The sequence below is a fragment of the Pantoea sp. SGAir0418 genome (genome assembly GCF_043529865.1).
The window spans coordinates 1,325,774-1,341,940 of record NZ_CP027911.1 but is presented as its reverse complement, the minus strand read 5'-3'; the positions used below and the strand labels follow the sequence as shown (position 1 = coordinate 1,341,940).

Annotated in this window: 15 protein-coding genes; 3 read left to right on the top strand and 12 right to left on the bottom strand. The window is 60.0% G+C overall.

Translation table 11 applies throughout. The annotated features are described in order from the left end of the window. Positions 1 to 30 precede the first annotated feature (30 nt). The gene (gene fabB / locus C1N84_RS06085; RefSeq protein WP_021509164.1) at positions 31 to 1,251 is read right to left on the bottom strand and encodes a beta-ketoacyl-ACP synthase I; all 1,221 of its coding nucleotides are present in this window, start codon (positions 1,249 to 1,251) and stop codon (positions 31 to 33) included. Between the two features lie 155 nt (positions 1,252 to 1,406). On the opposite strand from fabB, the gene mnmC reads away from it, so the two are divergent. Continuing rightward, a complete protein-coding gene (gene mnmC, locus C1N84_RS06080; protein WP_264442491.1) occupies positions 1,407 to 3,419 on the top strand; it encodes a bifunctional tRNA (5-methylaminomethyl-2-thiouridine)(34)-methyltransferase MnmD/FAD-dependent 5-carboxymethylaminomethyl-2-thiouridine(34) oxidoreductase MnmC in 2,013 nt (670 codons plus the stop codon). A 29-nt stretch (positions 3,420 to 3,448) separates the two neighbouring features. On the opposite strand, the gene C1N84_RS06075 is transcribed toward mnmC, so the two are convergent. The 6 genes from C1N84_RS06075 to prmB all read right to left on the bottom strand — a co-directional run bounded on the left by C1N84_RS06075 (position 3,449) and on the right by prmB (position 8,080). After that, entirely contained in the window at positions 3,449 to 3,730 is a 282-nt protein-coding gene (locus C1N84_RS06075; protein WP_010617478.1) for a YfcL family protein, read from the bottom strand. A 33-nt stretch (positions 3,731 to 3,763) separates the two neighbouring features. After that, a complete protein-coding gene (locus C1N84_RS06070; protein ID WP_058758412.1) occupies positions 3,764 to 4,309 on the bottom strand; it encodes an elongation factor P hydroxylase in 546 nt (181 codons plus the stop codon). Between the two features lie 66 nt (positions 4,310 to 4,375). Further along, positions 4,376 to 5,173, bottom strand: coding sequence for a sulfite exporter TauE/SafE family protein (locus C1N84_RS06065; RefSeq protein WP_152390613.1), 798 nt, complete (start codon positions 5,171 to 5,173; stop codon positions 4,376 to 4,378). Positions 5,174 to 5,182: 9 nt separating this feature from the next. Next, positions 5,183 to 6,010 (bottom strand): penicillin-insensitive murein endopeptidase, encoded by an 828-nt coding sequence (gene mepA / locus C1N84_RS06060; RefSeq protein WP_394541789.1) that lies wholly within the window; start codon positions 6,008 to 6,010, stop codon positions 5,183 to 5,185. 5 nt (positions 6,011 to 6,015) lie between these two features. Then, the gene (gene aroC, locus C1N84_RS06055) at positions 6,016 to 7,101 is read right to left on the bottom strand and encodes a chorismate synthase (protein ID WP_058758410.1); all 1,086 of its coding nucleotides are present in this window, start codon (positions 7,099 to 7,101) and stop codon (positions 6,016 to 6,018) included. Between the two features lie 46 nt (positions 7,102 to 7,147). Then, positions 7,148 to 8,080, bottom strand: a complete 933-nt coding sequence (gene prmB, locus C1N84_RS06050; protein WP_021509157.1) for a 50S ribosomal protein L3 N(5)-glutamine methyltransferase — start codon at positions 8,078 to 8,080, stop codon at positions 7,148 to 7,150. A 153-nt stretch (positions 8,081 to 8,233) separates the two neighbouring features. Between prmB and smrB the strand changes: the two genes are divergently transcribed. Next, positions 8,234 to 8,782, top strand: a complete 549-nt coding sequence (gene smrB, locus C1N84_RS06045) for an endonuclease SmrB (protein WP_021509156.1) — start codon at positions 8,234 to 8,236, stop codon at positions 8,780 to 8,782. A gap of 289 nt (positions 8,783 to 9,071) precedes the next feature. Here smrB and sixA read toward each other — a convergent pair whose 3' ends face one another. The 4 genes from sixA to C1N84_RS06025 all read right to left on the bottom strand — a co-directional run bounded on the left by sixA (position 9,072) and on the right by C1N84_RS06025 (position 13,654). Next, positions 9,072 to 9,554, bottom strand: coding sequence for a phosphohistidine phosphatase SixA (sixA, locus tag C1N84_RS06040; RefSeq protein WP_264442480.1), 483 nt, complete (start codon positions 9,552 to 9,554; stop codon positions 9,072 to 9,074). 195 nt (positions 9,555 to 9,749) lie between these two features. Next, entirely contained in the window at positions 9,750 to 11,879 is a 2,130-nt protein-coding gene (gene fadJ, locus C1N84_RS06035) for a fatty acid oxidation complex subunit alpha FadJ (RefSeq protein ID WP_264442478.1), read from the bottom strand. Then, the gene (fadI, locus tag C1N84_RS06030; protein WP_264442475.1) at positions 11,879 to 13,189 is read right to left on the bottom strand and encodes an acetyl-CoA C-acyltransferase FadI; all 1,311 of its coding nucleotides are present in this window, start codon (positions 13,187 to 13,189) and stop codon (positions 11,879 to 11,881) included. Before fadI ends, fadJ begins: the two co-directional genes overlap by 1 nt. 168 nt (positions 13,190 to 13,357) lie before the next feature. Next, the gene (locus C1N84_RS06025) at positions 13,358 to 13,654 is read right to left on the bottom strand and encodes a YfcZ/YiiS family protein (protein ID WP_021509152.1); all 297 of its coding nucleotides are present in this window, start codon (positions 13,652 to 13,654) and stop codon (positions 13,358 to 13,360) included. Positions 13,655 to 14,012: 358 nt separating this feature from the next. Between C1N84_RS06025 and fadL the strand changes: the two genes are divergently transcribed. Further along, a complete protein-coding gene (fadL, locus tag C1N84_RS06020; protein ID WP_021509151.1) occupies positions 14,013 to 15,296 on the top strand; it encodes a long-chain fatty acid transporter FadL in 1,284 nt (427 codons plus the stop codon). A 71-nt stretch (positions 15,297 to 15,367) separates the two neighbouring features. Here fadL and mlaA read toward each other — a convergent pair whose 3' ends face one another. Beyond that, positions 15,368 to 16,135: a phospholipid-binding lipoprotein MlaA gene (mlaA, locus tag C1N84_RS06015; protein WP_021509150.1), complete on the bottom strand. Its 768-nt coding sequence runs from the start codon at positions 16,133 to 16,135 to the stop codon at positions 15,368 to 15,370. Positions 16,136 to 16,167: the final 32 nt, after the last annotated feature.

Sequence of the window (16,167 nt, the reverse complement as noted above, 5' to 3'; positions counted from 1 at the left end):
TTAACCGGCCTTTGAGCATCAGCGTCAGCGTTACGCCTGATATTTACGCAGGGTCAGCGTGGCGTTGGTGCCACCGAAGCCGAAGCTGTTAGACATCACCGTGGTCAGCGCTTTTTCGGTTGGCTGCGTCACGATGTTCATGCCTTTCGCTGCGTCATCCAGCTGTTCCACGTTGATGCTTGGCGCGATGAAGCTGTGCTCCAGCATCAGCAGGGTGTAAATCGCTTCCTGCACACCTGCCGCACCCAGCGAGTGACCGGTCATGGCTTTGGTCGCAGAGATGTATGGCGTGTTGTCGCCAAACACTTCGCGAATCGCGCCCAGCTCTTTCACGTCGCCGACTGGCGTTGACGTGCCGTGAGTGTTGAGGTAGTCGATTGGCGTATCCAGACCCTGCATCGCCATCTTCATGCAACGCACCGCGCCTTCGCCTGACGGTGCCACCATGTCAGCGCCGTCAGAGGTTGCGCCGTAGCCGACGATCTCAGCGTAGATGTGGGCACCACGCGCCAGCGCATGCTCCAGCTCTTCCACTACCACCATACCGCCGCCGCCGGCGATCACGAAACCGTCACGGCTGGCATCGTAAGTACGCGACGCTTTTTCCGGGGTTTCGTTGTACTTCGTCGAGAGCGCGCCCATGGCGTCGAACTCACAGGCCATTTCCCAGCTCAGCTCTTCGCCGCCGCCAGCAAATACCACATCCTGTTTGCCCAGCTGAATCTGCTCCACCGCGTTACCGATGCAGTGTGCTGACGTCGCGCACGCCGAGCTGATGGAGTAGTTAACGCCGTGGATTTTGAACGGCGTGGCCAGGCAGGCAGAGACGCCGGACGCCATCGCTTTGGTCACCACGTACGGGCCAACGCCTTTCAGGCCGCGCGGGCCACGCATTGCGTCGGCACCGAACACCTGATAACGCGGGGAACCGCCACCGGAACCAGCAATCAGACCAACACGCGGGTTGTTCTGGTACTGCTCATCCGTCAGGCCGGAATCTTTGATTGCTTCTGCCATCGACAGATAGGCATAGATTGAGGCATCACTCATGAAACGCACGATTTTGCGATCGATGAGCCCGTTAGTGTCCAGTTTGACGTTACCCCATACATGGCTGCGCATGCCGGCATCTTTCATCTCTTCGGAGAAAGTGATTCCGGAACGGCCTTCACGCAGGGAAGCCAGCACTTCCTGCTGGTTATTACCAATACTGGAAACGATACCCAGGCCAGTAATCACTGCACGTTTCATTCAATAGTCCTCATTCCACTTCTTTTGGATTGACGTGCACTCTAGCTTACAGTTGTACGCCGAACAAGTCCGATCAGCCATTTCCTTTTGTAAATTTGCGTCATGTGACGCCACTCGCTAAAATCGCGCCACTGCCTGAAAAATGAGCCTTTCCCGTGAAGTTATCCCCGGTTGAACACGCGCAATTAAACTGGAACGATCAGGGTACACCTGTTTCCCGAGCGTTCGACGACGTCTATTTCTCCAACGACAACGGACTGGAGGAGACGCGCTATGTGTTCCTCGACGGTAACCATCTTCCGCAGCGATTTGCCGCACATCCGCGCGATCTGTTCATCGTTGCCGAGAGCGGTTTTGGCACCGGACTTAACTTTCTTACCCTGTGGCAGGCGTTCGATCGCTTCCGCGCCGCCCATCCGCAAGCCGGCTTGCGCCGCCTGCACTTCATCAGCTGCGAAAAATACCCGCTGACCCACGCCGATCTGGTGAGCGCGCACGCGCACTGGCCGGAACTGGCCCCGTGGGCCGGACAGCTACAGCAGCAGTGGCCGCTGGCCCTGCCCGGCTGTCAGCGCCTGCTGTTCAATGGCGGCGAGGTGACGCTGGATCTGTGGCTGGGTGATATTAACGCGCTGATTGATACTTTTGATGACAGCCTCAACGGCCAGGTTGACGCGTGGTTTTTAGATGGCTTCGCGCCGGCGAAAAACCCGGAGATGTGGACGCCTTCGCTGTTCGCCGCCATGGCGCGGCTGGCGCGTCCCGGCGGCACCTTCGCCACCTTTACCTCGGCGGGCTTTGTGCGGCGGGGCTTACAGCAGGCCGGGTTCAGCGTGGCGAAGCGTAAAGGCTTCGGCCACAAGCGTGAAATGCTGACCGGCGTGCTGGACAGCGCCCCCGGGCAGCTACCGGCTCAGCCGTGGTATGCGCGTCCGCAGGCCGCCAGCCGCGAGGTGGCACTGATTGGCGGCGGCGTGGCCAGCGCGGTGCTGGCACTGGCGCTGCTGCGCCGTGGCTGGCAGGTTACGCTGTACTGCGCCGATGCCGCCCCGGCGCTCGGCGCATCGGGTAACCGTCAGGGCGCGCTTTATCCGCTGCTTAACCAGCACGATCCGGCGCTCGCCACGTTTTTCCCGGCGGCATTCAGCTTTGCCCGCCGCCTGTACGATGCGCTGCCGGTGATGTTCGAACATCAGTGGAGCGGCGTGCTGCAGCTCGGCTGGGATGCCAAAAGCGCGGAGAAGATTGCGCAGATGCTGAGCATGGATCTGCCGCACGAGCTGGCGCACGGCGTCAGCCCGCAGCAGGCGCAGCAGCTGGCCGGCGTCGATCTCGACTGCGGCGGCATTTTCTATCCACAGGGCGGCTGGCTGTCGCCGTCACAGCTCACCAGCAATCTGCTGGAGTATGCCCAGACTCAGGGGCTGCGCATGCACTGGCTGCATCGCGTGACGCAACTGGTCCGCCAGCAGGCAGGCTGGACGCTGCAGTTCGCCCAACAGCCTGCGGTAAGCCATCAGCAGGTGGTGCTGGCCAACGGCCATGCGCTGCAGGCGATCGGGCAAAGCCGCGATTTGCCGGTGTATGCGGTGGCCGGTCAGGTCAGCCATGTGCCGACCAACGCGGCGCTGAACCCGCTGCGCACCGTGCTGTGTTACGACGGCTATCTCACCCCGGTCAGCCCGAACTTTGCCACGCACTGCATCGGTGCCAGCTACCATCGCGGTGAAACGACAACCGCTTTCCGCGCCGACGATCAGCAGGAGAATCGCCAGCGGCTGATTAACTGTCTGCCGCAGGTCAGCTGGCCGACGCAGGTTGACGTCAGCGCTGATGAAGCGCGCAGCGGCGTGCGCTGCGCCACGCGCGATCACCTGCCGATGAGCGGCAGCGTGCCGGATTACGCGGCGACGCTCAGTGAGTATGCGGATTTACCGGCGCAGCGCGCGCGCGGCGAGCAGATTGCGGAAGCGCCGGTGCATCCCAGCCTGTTCGTGCTTGGCGCACTGGGGTCGCGCGGACTGTGCAGCGCACCGCTGGCGGCAGAAGTGCTGGCGGCGCAAATGAGCGGCGAGCCGCAGCCGCTGGACAGCAGCACGCTGGCGGCGCTGCATCCCAACCGTTACTGGGTGCGCAAATTGCTGAAAGGGAAAAAGGCAGGACGCTAAAGCGCGGGGCGAGCGATCGCCCCGGCCAGTCAGGCAGTGAGGCGCGCCTGGGTAAACAGGTTATCCCACATGCCCACCACCAGCGCCTGGTCGCGCGGTGACAGCTCACCGGCGGCGATGGCGTTTTGCAGGCTGTTGGTAACCTGAATCTGCAAGGCTTCCGGCGTGTGTTCGCCGCTCTGCTCAATTTCCGCTACTGCCAGCGTCAGATGGCCACGCAGATAACCGCTGGCAAACAGTTCGTCGTCGCTGGCGTGTTCGACCATATCGTCAATCAGCGCCAGAATGCGGGACTCGAATTCTACGATCATCTTCTCATCATCCTTCATTTATCGGAGTGCGGCTCACAGATCTTCCGGCCACGGAAACTGTGCCGCCGTCAGTGCAGGCGTACCATAATAGCTGGCTAACGCATCAATAAAGCGCGCCGGACGCGCCGGAATGCCGTGCTGCAGATAATGCATCACCTGCGCATGCACCTTGCGCTGAAACGCGATGCGATCCGGTTCACAATCGCCGTCGAGATTGTCACAGCTGACGTTGAAGGGAAAGCCGGCTGCCACACAGAACAGCCACTCCAGCGCCTGCGGCTTAATCTCCACCGCTTCAAACTGGCCCTGCGTTTGCGCATCGCGCCCGTCCGGGCAGTACCAGTAACCAAAATCCACCAGCTTGCGCCGCGCTTCACCGGCAATGCACCAGTGCGAAATTTCGTGCAGCGCGCTGGCGTAAAAGCCATGGGCAAACACCACGCGGTGCCACGGTGAGGTGTCATCCGCTGGAAGATAAATAGGTTCATCATCGCCTTTAATTAGACGCGTCTGAAAATCCTCAGCAAAGCAGCCGTCAAAAATCTCCACCAGCTGCTGATAATGGTGCTCTTTACTCATAATATTTTAATCTTTAAACAAACCGCCGCCATTGTCGCACTGGCGGCCGGTTTTGACGAGTGCGGATTACAGTGCGGCAAACCAGGCGAGAATGACACTGCCGTGGCTGTCCCACAACAGCTTAGCGCTCATCACGGCAGACACCGTCACCACCATCGGGCGAATCAGCTTCTGACCGCGGCTCAGCACCAGCCTGGCGCCGAGGCGTGCGCCAATAAACGCCCCCAGCAGCATAATCACGCCGGTGCCCCACACCACCTTGCCGCCGAACATAAAGAACAGCAGACTGGCGAAGTTGGAGGTGAAATTTAGGATTTTGGCGTGGGCGGTGGCTTTGGCCAGATTGAAGCCGCAAAGCGTGACGAAGGCCAGCGCATAGAACGAGCCGGCACCCGGGCCGAAGAAGCCATCGTAAAAGCCGACGCAGCCGCCGCCCACCAGCGCAAACGCCAGGCCGTGCAGGCGCTGCTCGCGATCGGCCTCGCCAAGACGCGGCATCAGCAGGAACCACAGCCCGATGCTGATCAGCAGCAGCGGCAGAATCTGGCGCAGTATCTCAGCCTGAATATGCTGAATCAGCAGCGTTCCACCAATCGCGCCGAGAAAGGTCATGGCGATATTCAGCCGCTGCTCGCGCAGTTTCACCGCGCCGCGCCGCACAAAATAGAGGCTGGCCGAGAAGGAGCCGCCGACCGATTGCAGCTTGTTGGTCGCCAGCGCCTGCGCCGGCGAAAGACCGGCCGCCAGCAGCGACGGCACGGTCAGCAGACCGCCACCGCCGGCGATGGAATCAATAAAGGCCGCCAGCACCGCGACCAGAAACAGCACGCCAAGTACCATCGGGCTGACAACAAACAGATCCATCTCAGGTTCCTACAGTAGATGCTTATCAAGTAACGCCTGGCAGGAAGGCGGCAACGGCGGCGGCGACTTCTTCACCGGCGGCGTAGTGCCCGGCTTCTTCGGCAGGAACCAGCTTTCCAGCTCTGCGCCGCAGCCATCGCCCGGCGGCGGTGGCACCTGATCTTCACACTCCAGGCTGCCCGGCGGACAGCGCAGGCGCACGTGCATGTGTGCCCGGTGGGCGAACCACGGTCGCACTTTGTGGAGCCACGCACGATCGCTACCGGCATCGGCACAAAGCTGCTTTTTAATCGCCGGATTGACGAAGATACGCGTGACGTCGTCATCTTTCGCCGCCAGCTTGATCAGGCTGTCGATCTCCGGCTGCCAGTGACGCGCAATCACCTGGCGGTCGTCCGGCCCAACCAGATCGAGCGGCTGCGGCTTGAGCAGCTGCTGTGCCGTCCAGCGGCTCTGCGGCAGCTGCAGCCAGATATCCACGTCGAGACCGGTCTGATGGCTGGCGTGGCCGCTGCTAAAGCGTCCGCCGGCGGCCATGCCCATATCACCAATCAGCACCTGGCCCAGCTGCAGCTGATGCGCCTGGGTGCTGAGGCGCTGGATAAAGGCGATCAGGTCCGGGTGGCCGTAATAGCGGCGCTGATCCTGACGCATCACCTGATAGTTGGGCGAGTTGAGCGGCAGCTGCTGCGCCCCGACGATACAGCCGTTGGCAAAGCTGCCGATGGACTGCGGGCTGCCGGCAATCGGTTGATGGATTTGCTGCCACGGCGTGGCAGCCAGGCTGGCCGCACTGCACAGCAGCGCGGCAAGGGAGAGAAGCAGGCGACGTATCATGCGGCTTACCAGCGCGGGACGCTGCTGTTGACGTCAGCGTTCTGCCCACGCTGGCGCAGCAGGTGATCCATCAGCACAATCGCCATCATCGCTTCCGCGATCGGTACCGCGCGGATGCCGACACAGGGATCGTGACGGCCTTTGGTGATCATCTCCACTTCCGCGCCGTCGCGGGTGATGGTGTTGCCCGGCACGGTGATGCTGGAAGTGGGCTTCATCGCCAGGTTGGCGCTGATGGTCTGGCCGCTGCTGATCCCGCCGAGAATGCCGCCGGCATGGTTGCTTTGAAAACCGTTGCTGCGGATTTCATCACGGTGCTGACTGCCGCGCTGGTTGATTACCGCGAAACCATCACCGATCTCCACCCCTTTCACCGCGTTGATGCTCATCAGCGCGTGGGCCAGGTCGGCGTCAAGGCGATCGAACACCGGCTCACCGAGGCCCGGCGGCACGTTTTCGGCCATCACCGTGACTTTGGCACCGATGGAGTCGCCCTCTTTTTTCAGCGCGCGCATCAGTTCGTCCAGCGCATCGAGTTGGTCGGCATCGGGGCAGAAAAACGGGTTATCTTCCACGATACTCCAGTCTTTCAGTTCGCAAGCGATGTCGCCAATCTGCGCCAGATAGCCGCGCACCACGATGCCGTGCTTCATCTGCAGATACTTTTTAGCAATGGCACCGGCCGCCACGCGCATGGCGGTTTCGCGGGCCGAGGAGCGGCCGCCGCCGCGATAGTCGCGCAGGCCATATTTTTGTTCGTAGGTATAATCCGCATGGCCGGGACGGAACAGATCTTTAATCGCGCTGTAATCCTGCGAACGCTGGTCGGTGTTTTCAATCAGCAGACCGATGGAGGTGCCGGTGGTGACGCCTTCAAACACGCCGGACAAAATCTTCACCTGATCCGGCTCGCGGCGCTGGGTGGTATAGCGCGAAGTGCCGGGACGACGACGATCGAGATCGTGCTGAATATCGGCTTCGGTCAGCGGGATGCCGGGCGGCACGCCATCAACAATGCAGCCAAGCGCAATACCGTGCGACTCGCCAAAGGTGGTAACGCGAAAAAGTTGTCCGATGCTGTTTCCGGCCATGGGGGTTCCTTGTTGCGATGTTGCGGGCGAGCGCTCGCCCCGATTTTTAGTCTTTATAGAATGAGAAGTGCGACTGCGCCGCGACGATTTGGTCGCGCGTCAGCATGAACACGCCGTCACCGCCGTTATCAAACTCCAGCCAGGTAAAAGGCACGTCCGGATACTGCTCCATCATGTGCACCATGCTGTTACCGACTTCGCAAATCAGCACGCCCTGCTCGCTGAGGTAGTCCGGCGCGCAGGCCAGGATGCGGCGCACCAGCTTCAGGCCGTCACTGCCCGCGGCCAGGCCGAGCTCCGGCTCGTGGCGATATTCGTTCGGCAGGTCGTCCATGTCTTCGGCATCGACGTACGGCGGATTGGTGACGATCAGATCATATTTAACCTGCGGCAGATTGCGGAACAGATCGGCGCGAATCGGCGTGACGTGATGCAGCAGGCCGTGCTCTTCAATATTCTGTTCAGCCACGGCCAGCGCGTCGGTGGAGATATCCACGGCATCCACTTCCGCTTCCGGGAAGGCGTACGCACAGGCGATGGCGATACAGCCGCTGCCGGTGCACATGTCGAGAATGTGGCGTGGCGCACCGTCGATCAGGCCGGCAAAGCGGTTTTCGATCAGCTCGCCAATCGGTGAACGCGGCACCAGCACACGCTCATCGACGTAGAATTCATGGCCGCAGAACCAGGCTTTGTTGGTGAGGTAGGCCACCGGAATGCGCTCGTTAACGCGACGGATTACGCGTTCCACGATGCGGTGACGTTCGCTGGCGGTCAGACGCGCGTGGCGCATGTCTTCCGGAATATCCAGCGGCAGCCACAGCGTCGGCAGCACCAGTTGAACCGCTTCGTCCCAGGGATTGTCCGTGCCGTGGCCGTACCAGATGCCCGCCGCCGAAAAGCGGCTTACTGCCCAGCGCAGCATATCCTGAATGGTGTGCAGTTCGTTCACTGCCTCATCGACGAAAATCTTGTCCACGTAGCCCTCCGCAGGCCATAAAATCAATCGGCCGATAGTGTGCCATGAAGCCGGGCAGAATTCAGCGCAGCGAGGTGAAAAAGCTGACATTTGTTGACGCTTAGCGGTAAGGTAACGGCCAGACACCCGCCATTTCTGATGATTCACTGAGACATGAGTAAAAAGACGCCGCTAAGCCAGGACGACCAGGCGCTGTTCCGCCAGCTAATGAGCGGTACGCGCCAGCTGAAACAGGATACGATCGTGCACAAACCGGCAGTGAAAAGCCGTGAAGTGCCGCTGAAGCGGCTGCTGTCTGAGCAGGCCGATAACAGCCATTATTTCTCCGATGAGTTTCAGCCCCTGCTCTCCAGCGACGGGCCGACGCGCTACGTGCGCGCCGACGTCAGCCATTACGAGCTGAAAAAATTACGGCGTGGCGATTACACGCCAGAGATTTTTCTCGATCTGCACGGGTTAACCCAGCTTCAGGCGAAACAGGAACTCGGCGCGCTGATTGCCGCCTGCCGCCGCGAGCATATTTTCTGTGCCAGCGTGATGACCGGCCACGGCAAGCACATTCTCAAGCAGCAAACCCCGCTGTGGCTGGCACAGCATCCGCACGTGATGGCGTTTCACCAGGCACCCAAACTGTTTGGCGGCGACGCCGCGCTGCTGGTATTGATTGAAGTCGAAGAGTGGCAACCGCCGGAATTACCCTGACCGGCAAAGGGACTGCGAGTGGGAAATAAAGTGATCTCTATTATTCCCCAAAATAATTCAGGTTGCAGCAAGGCGGCAAGGGAATGAATCCCCGGGAGCTTATGCGAAGAAGTGCCTGGGATGAAATGACTCAGCCAACGCAGTTGCGGTTTGAGCGCACATCATTCCCCAAAATAATTCAGGTTGCAGCAAGGCGGCAAGGAAATGAATCCCCAGGAGCTTACATCAGTAAGTGACTGGGGTGAATTGACGCAGCTAACGCAGCTGCGGCCTGAAGTATGACGGGGAATTACATGGCTTTGGCTAATTTGGCCGGACTCACCTGCCACGCCAGCTTGCCTTCACAGGCGTCGGCATCAAACTCCACGCAGGCAATGGCGGAGGTGGCGAACATCGGTGGCGCTTCCTGCGGGCAGAGTTCGGAAACCAGATAGCCGACCAGCGGCAGATGCGAAATCACCAGCACCGCGTGCGCACCCTGCACTGCCAGCGCCTGTAAATGACAGGCGACCATGCCCGGATCGCCGCCTGGCGTCAGTTCTGGCAGCACTTCCTGCCCTTCCGGCAGTTTCAGCGCTTCACGTACCGTGGCGAGCGTTTGCCCGGCGCGCAGATAAGGGCTGACCAGCACCTTATCGATTCCCGGCGTCTGAACATTCAGCCAGCTCGCCATCTGACGTGATTCGTCGCAGCCACACAGGGTAAGAGGACGAACCGCATCACTCGCTGCTTCCAGAGCTGCGTCGCCGTGACGCATGATAAAAACTTGCATAAAGCACCGCTGTTGTTTGTCGATATCGCCGGGTACCACAGCACCAGACGCTTCATTCTGCGAATGAACGCTGTGTTTTACCCCAATGGCTTGAGTATAGTCAACCGGTTGTTTATTAAATAAGCACATCTCAGAATGGTGCCGCGCCAGGCACTGCGCGGCCCCGATTCTAACCCGCTGAATCCGTGCGGCTATTCACGATTGTGCAGAAGTGTAAAAATTCGTTTGCCCTTCTGACATAGCCACCAGCGCCTCACACGGCGCGAAACGCTCACCGTATTGCTGCATTAATGTGCGTAATGTATTGACGATCTCGCCCGCATCACGCTGGTCAATATAGCGGAACGGCCCGCCTAGAAACGGCGGAAACCCGATGCCAAACACTGCCGCGATGTCGCCATCTCGGGCGCTGCGGATCACCGCTTCGTCGAGACAACGTACCGCCTCGTTGAGCATCAGCATCACACAGCGCGTGGCGATCTGCTGCTCGCTCTGTTTCGCCTGGGGTTTTAACTGCAGCAGGCGGTACAGACTGGCATCGGCCTGACGTTTGCGCGGCCAGCGCGTGCGCTGATAATCATAAAAACCTTTCTGGTTTTTGCGCCCTTTGCGATCGTCGGCCAGGATAGCGCTCACCGCCTGCGGCGCGCTGAAGCGTGAACCGTAGGCCTGTTCAAGAATCGGGCTGATTTTGCTGCCGACATCAATACCGACTTCATCCAGCAGCTGCAGCGGGCCGACCGGGAAACCAAATTTCACCAGTGCGCTATCAATGTGTTCAATGGGCTCGCCCTCCAGCAGACAGCGCATGGCTTCATTTATATAGGGCGCGAGAATGCGGTTAACATAAAAGCCGGGACGGTCAGCCACCACCACGGCGGTTTTGCCCTGACGACGCGCCAGATCCACCGTGGTGGCCAGCGTCTGTGCTGAAGTGCCGCTATGCGGAATCACCTCGACCAGCGGCATCTTGTCTACCGGACTGAAGAAGTGCAGGCCGATAACATTCTCCGGGCGCTGCGCGCCGGCGGCGATCTGCGCAATCGGCAGCGACGAAGTGTTAGACGCAAAGATGGTGTGCGGTTGACAGTGTTCTTCAATCTCGGCCACCATTTGCTGCTTCAGCGCCAGATCCTCAAACACCGCTTCGATCACCAGATCGCGCTGGCGGAAGCCCTGATAATCGGTGCCGCCGCTGATGCGCGCCATCTGCTGCTGGCGTTCCGCCGGCTTGAGCTGGCGCCGTTTCACCTTTTTGCTCAGCAAATCCCAGCTGTACTGCAGCGCGTGGTTAACGCCGTTAAGGTTGATATCGCGAATTCGCGCCGGCAGACCGGCTTTCAGCGCGGTGACGCTGGCAATCCCACCGCCCATCAGCCCGCCGCCCAGCACGCCAATCTGCTGCAGCGGGCGCGGCGGCGCATCTGCCATCGGCTCTTTCTTCAGAGCGGTGGACGTAAAAAACAGGCTGCGCAGTGCGGCCGACTGCGGCGTCATCGCCAGTTCGCCAAACGCGCGCGCTTCGGCAGCGTGACCGGCGGCGCTGCCCTGCTCCAGCCCGATGCGCACCACCTGCAAAATACGGTCGGTGGCCGGATAGTTACCGTGGGTTTTACTGTCGGTCTGGCGTTTGGCCAGCGCAAACAGCAGCGGACGCGCCAGCGGCCCCTGCAGCAGGCGATCGCGGCGCGACAGGCTGCGTGCGGCGTGCTTTCCTTTATGTACACGTGCCACGGCGGTTGCCAGCAGTATCGCCTGCGGCACCGCATCATCCACCAGGCCAAGCTTTAGCGCCTGCTTAGCGCGCAGCTGTTTGCCGCTGAGGATCAGCGGCAGCGCCTGCTGCACACCAATCAGACGCGGCAACCGCTGGGTGCCGCCGGAACCGGGCAACAGGCCGAGCTGCACCTCCGGCAGGCCAAGACGGGTTTTCTCATCCAGCGAGCAGATGCGCGCATCGCAGGCCAGCGCCAGCTCCAGCCCGCCGCCAAGACAGGCTCCATGAATGGCGGCGACCACCGGGAACGGCAGCGCGGCGATCTCCGCCATCACTTCCTGTCCCTGCCGCGCCAGCGCTTCAGCCTGCTGCGCCGTTTCACAACTGGCGATCATGCTGATGTCCGCACCGGCGACGAAGTTGTCGCGTTTGCCCGAAATCAGCACGATGCCCGCCAGCTGCGCATTGCTGCGCGCCTCTGCCAGCACCGCGCGGATTTGCGGCACAAACTCCGCTTTCAGGGTGTTCATCTTTTCGCCCGGAACATCAATGGTGATCACCGCAACGTGATCCGGACGCATCTGTAAATGGAATGCAGATTCGCTCATTATTCGGCCTCCAGAACCATCGCGCTGCCTAATCCGCCAGCGGCACAGGCGGTCACCAGCCCTAAGCCGCCGCCGCGCCGCCGCAGCTCATGCAGCGTTTGCGTGATCATGCGCGCGCCGGTGGCGGCGAACGGATGACCGTAGGCGATGGAACCGCCCAGCACGTTGAAACGCGTCTCGTCGACTTCGCCCAGCGCGCGATCGCGCTTCAGCACCTCGCGCGCAAAGCGTTCATCGTTAAACAGCCTGAGGTTGGCCAGCGTCTGCGCGGCAAAGGCTTCATGCATGTCGATCAGCGTCAGATCGCCGAGGGTAATGCCGGCGCGATCAAGCGCCAGCGGTGATGCGTAAGCCGGTCCGAGCAACATGTCCTGCCAGACATCAATCGCGGCAAACGCATAGCTGCGCAGGTAACCGAGCGGTGTAATGCCCAGCTCACGCGCGCGCCCTTCGCGCATCAGAATCAGCGCCGCCGCGCCATCGGTCAGCGGCGTGCTGTTGGCCGCGGTGACCGAGCCGTGGCGACGGTCAAACGCCGGACGCAGCTTTGCATAATCCGCCGCACTGGCGTTAAAGCGAATGTTGTTGTCCTGCTCTATCGGTGCTTTCCACGGCGGCACAAATGCCGGCATCACTTCCTGTGCCAGCACGCCGGATTGCCAGGCCTGCGCTGCACGCTGGTGCGAGCGCAGCGCCAGCGCGTCCTGCTGCTCACGCGTAATACCGTGCGTTTTGGCCATCTGCTCGGCGGTGTCGCCCATGCGTAAACCGGTGGAGTATTCCGCCACTGCCGGCGGCACCGGCAACAGATCGCGTGGGCGCAGGCGGCGTAAGATGTGTAATTTTTTGCTCAGGGTGCGGGCTTTGTTGAGATCAACCAGCGCGCGCGCCAGCGTTTTGCTGACGCCAATCGGCAGCACCGAGGAGGAGTCAGCGCCACCGGCAATACCTGCATCAATGGTCCCGGCCATCAGGCTTTCCGCCACGTTGGCCACCGCCTGAAAGCTGGTGGCGCAGGCGCGGCTCACGCTGTAGGCATCGGTGTGCACGTTCAGTCCGCTGCTTAGCACGATTTCACGCGCGATGTTGGGGGCTTCCGGCATCTGCACCACCTGGCCGAACACCAGCTGATCGATCACCTCCACCGGCAATTCGCTGCGCGCCATTAATTCGCTGACCACCATGCGCCCCAGCTCCAGCGCCGGAATGCCGTGAAAGTCGCTTGCCTGGCGGGCAAACGGGGTGCGTAATCCGTGGGTAATGGCGATACGTTCGCCCTGACGCGTCAGCAGCGGCTGCGCTTTGCTCATTGCACTCACCTGTAATTTACGACCTGAGCATCATTGCCCAACAGGTCTGACCTGATCATCAGTGTTAACCAGGTGTTGCTAAGTCGCCAATAACAGAAGAAAAAAAGTGCGAGGAGTAACACGAAAAAGAGGCAACGCTGCCGAAAAAGCGGGTCGGCAGCGGCGGGATTAGCGTAAGCCGAGCTGGAAAATCAGGGTTTCGGCCTGGCAAGCAAAGGTGAAATCGACGTCCAGGCGCACGCCGTCTGCTTCGTCGGTAAAGCGCGAATGAATCTCGCACGGATCGGACTCGACCTGGCGCGCTTTGGCGCTCAGCTCGGCCAGCATTGCTTCTGCCGCCTGACGGTCAGCGAACACGCCTGACCAGCTGGCGCTGCAATCGGTATTGTCCATCACGGTGCCCACGTCAACGCAGCAGCAGGCTGCCGTTTCGTTCGCACTACAGTTTCTAATGGCATCAGTCATGTTTTTCTCCTGACGATAAATCAACACTATCGGATCATTTTCTGCTGCAAAGTGTACGCCGGATGCCACGTCGCGGCTATCTTCCGCCCGCTAAGTGACGAATATCATACTAAAATTTGATCCAAAACAAATTTGACTCGCTATGCTGGAGCAGAACCGCAAGGATTTTGTTAAGCAGATCTGATTTTATCGATCAAAGCAGAAATATTTTAAAAACAATATTGCAACAAATACACAGGTCGGACCTATACTCGTCGCACTGGTCTGATATGTGTCTGTATCGTCAGTCCCTACAATCCGCCGTCCTTTGTTACGCGACGTAACTACGTTTAATAATAATTCAGATGAGGTTGTGGTCATGAACCATAAGAACCTGTTTGCAAAGTCAGCTGTGGCAGCTGCAGTGGCGCTCGTCTCTTCTCACGTCTACGCCGCAGGCTTTCAACTTAACGAATTCTCAGCAATCGGCCTGGGCCGCGCCTATTCCGGTGAGGGCGCCATGGGTGATACCGCCGCCTCTGCCAGCCGTAACCCAGCCACCATGGCCCTGATGGACCGCCCTTCTTTCTCCATCGGTGCCGTCTATATCGACCCGGAAGTGGATATCAGCGGTAACAGCCCGACCGGCAACAGCCTCAACGCCAGCAATATTGCGCCAAACCAGTGGATCCCGAACATCCATTATGTGCATCCGATTAACGATCAGTGGTGGATTGGCGCCTCGGCCACCTCAAACTACGGTCTGGCCACCGAATTTAATAACGGCTACACCGCGGGCGGCTTCGGTGGCAAAACCGATCTGATGACCGGCAACTTCAACCTCAGCACCGCTTATCGGTTAAATGATAACTTCAGCTTCGGCGTCGGCTTTGACGCGGTGTACGCCAAAGCGAAAATTGAGCGCTACGCCGGTGAAGCCGGTGCCCGCGCCGGTCTGCCGGCCGATACCCAGGTCGCGCACCTGAAAGGTGACGAATGGGGCTACGGCTGGAACGCCGGTATCCTGTATGAAGTGGATAAAAACAACCGCTTCGGCTTCACCTATCGTTCCAAAGTGAAGATCGATTTCGACGGCGACTATAAGAGCAATATCCCGCGCGCCTTCAACGGCACGCCGCAGGCGATTGCGCTGGGTCTGCCGTATGGCACCAGCGGCGCCACCATTCCGGGTTCGCTGACGCTGAACCTCCCGGAAATGTGGGAAGTGTCCGGCTGGCATAAAGTGGCGCCACAGTGGGCGGTTCACTACAGCCTCGCCTATACCAGCTGGAGCCAGTTCCAGGAGCTGAAAGCCACCGGCAGCAACGGCCAGACGCTGTTCTATAAAGATGAAGGCTACCGTGATGCATATCGCATCGCGTTAGGTACCACCTACAACTACGACGATAACTGGACGTTCCGTACCGGTATCGCGTTTGATGACAGCCCGGTGCCGGCGGATAAACGCTCTATCTCGATTCCGGATCAGGATCGCCTGTGGCTGAGCGCCGGTGCGTCTTACGCCTTCACGCCGGACGCGTCGGTTGATGTCGGTGTTTCCTATATGCACGGTCAGCACGTGACGGTGAAAGAAGGTCCTTATACCTTTAATTCCGAAGGTAAGGCCTGGCTGTACGGCGCTAACTTTAACTACAAGTTCTGATAATCAGTGCAGCGGCCCACGTGGGTCGCCTGCAGAGAGAAAAACGGCGACCAGTTGGTCGCCGTTGTTGTTTACTGGGAGTCGATATCTTTTAAATCGTCCTGAATCGCGCTGGCGTTCGGATTCTCCTCCGGCTTCAGCTTGCCGCCGCTGGCGAGGAAATCGTTACGCTGGAAATAGGCGTTGCGGATAAAGGCGTACGGATCCTGCTGCTGTCTGAGCAGGCCGTCGGAATCAAGCAGCTGCGCGCGCGTTTCCACCCCTTCCAGCGTCCATTTACCGATCGACATCGGCCAGGTAAGCCAGCTCAGTACCGGATAAAGCGTATCGACGTAGTCGCCGCCATCCTGACGCACAGTAAAGCTGCCGTAACCTGGCAGCACCACGTACGGACCGTAGCCAACGCCATAACGGCCCAGCGTGCTGCCAAAGTGGTGCGGCACTTCACGCGCCAGCTGGGGATTGGCTTTGCCGGCGACGTCGATGAAACCACCGAGGCCGAGCACGGTATTCAGGAAGAAACGGGTAAAGTGAATGCCCGCCTGACGCGGCTCGCCGACCAGAATCGAGTTTACCATGCTGGCCGGTTCATCAAGGTTACCGAGGAAGTTGCTCAGCCCGGTACGGGCCGGCACCGGCACGTAATCACGCCAGGCAACCGCCACCGGGCGCACCACATAGGGATCCAGCACGTTGTAGTTGAAGTTAAACATCGTGCGGTTGAACCCTTCGAGCGGATCGCTGCGCTGCGCAGGCGTCGTCTCGTCGGCCGGTTTGGAACTGGCACATCCCACCAGCAGTAAACTGGCCAGCGCCAGGCCGGTCAGGCGATTATTCATTCTTCTCTCCCTGTGCAGATAAAAGGTGTATC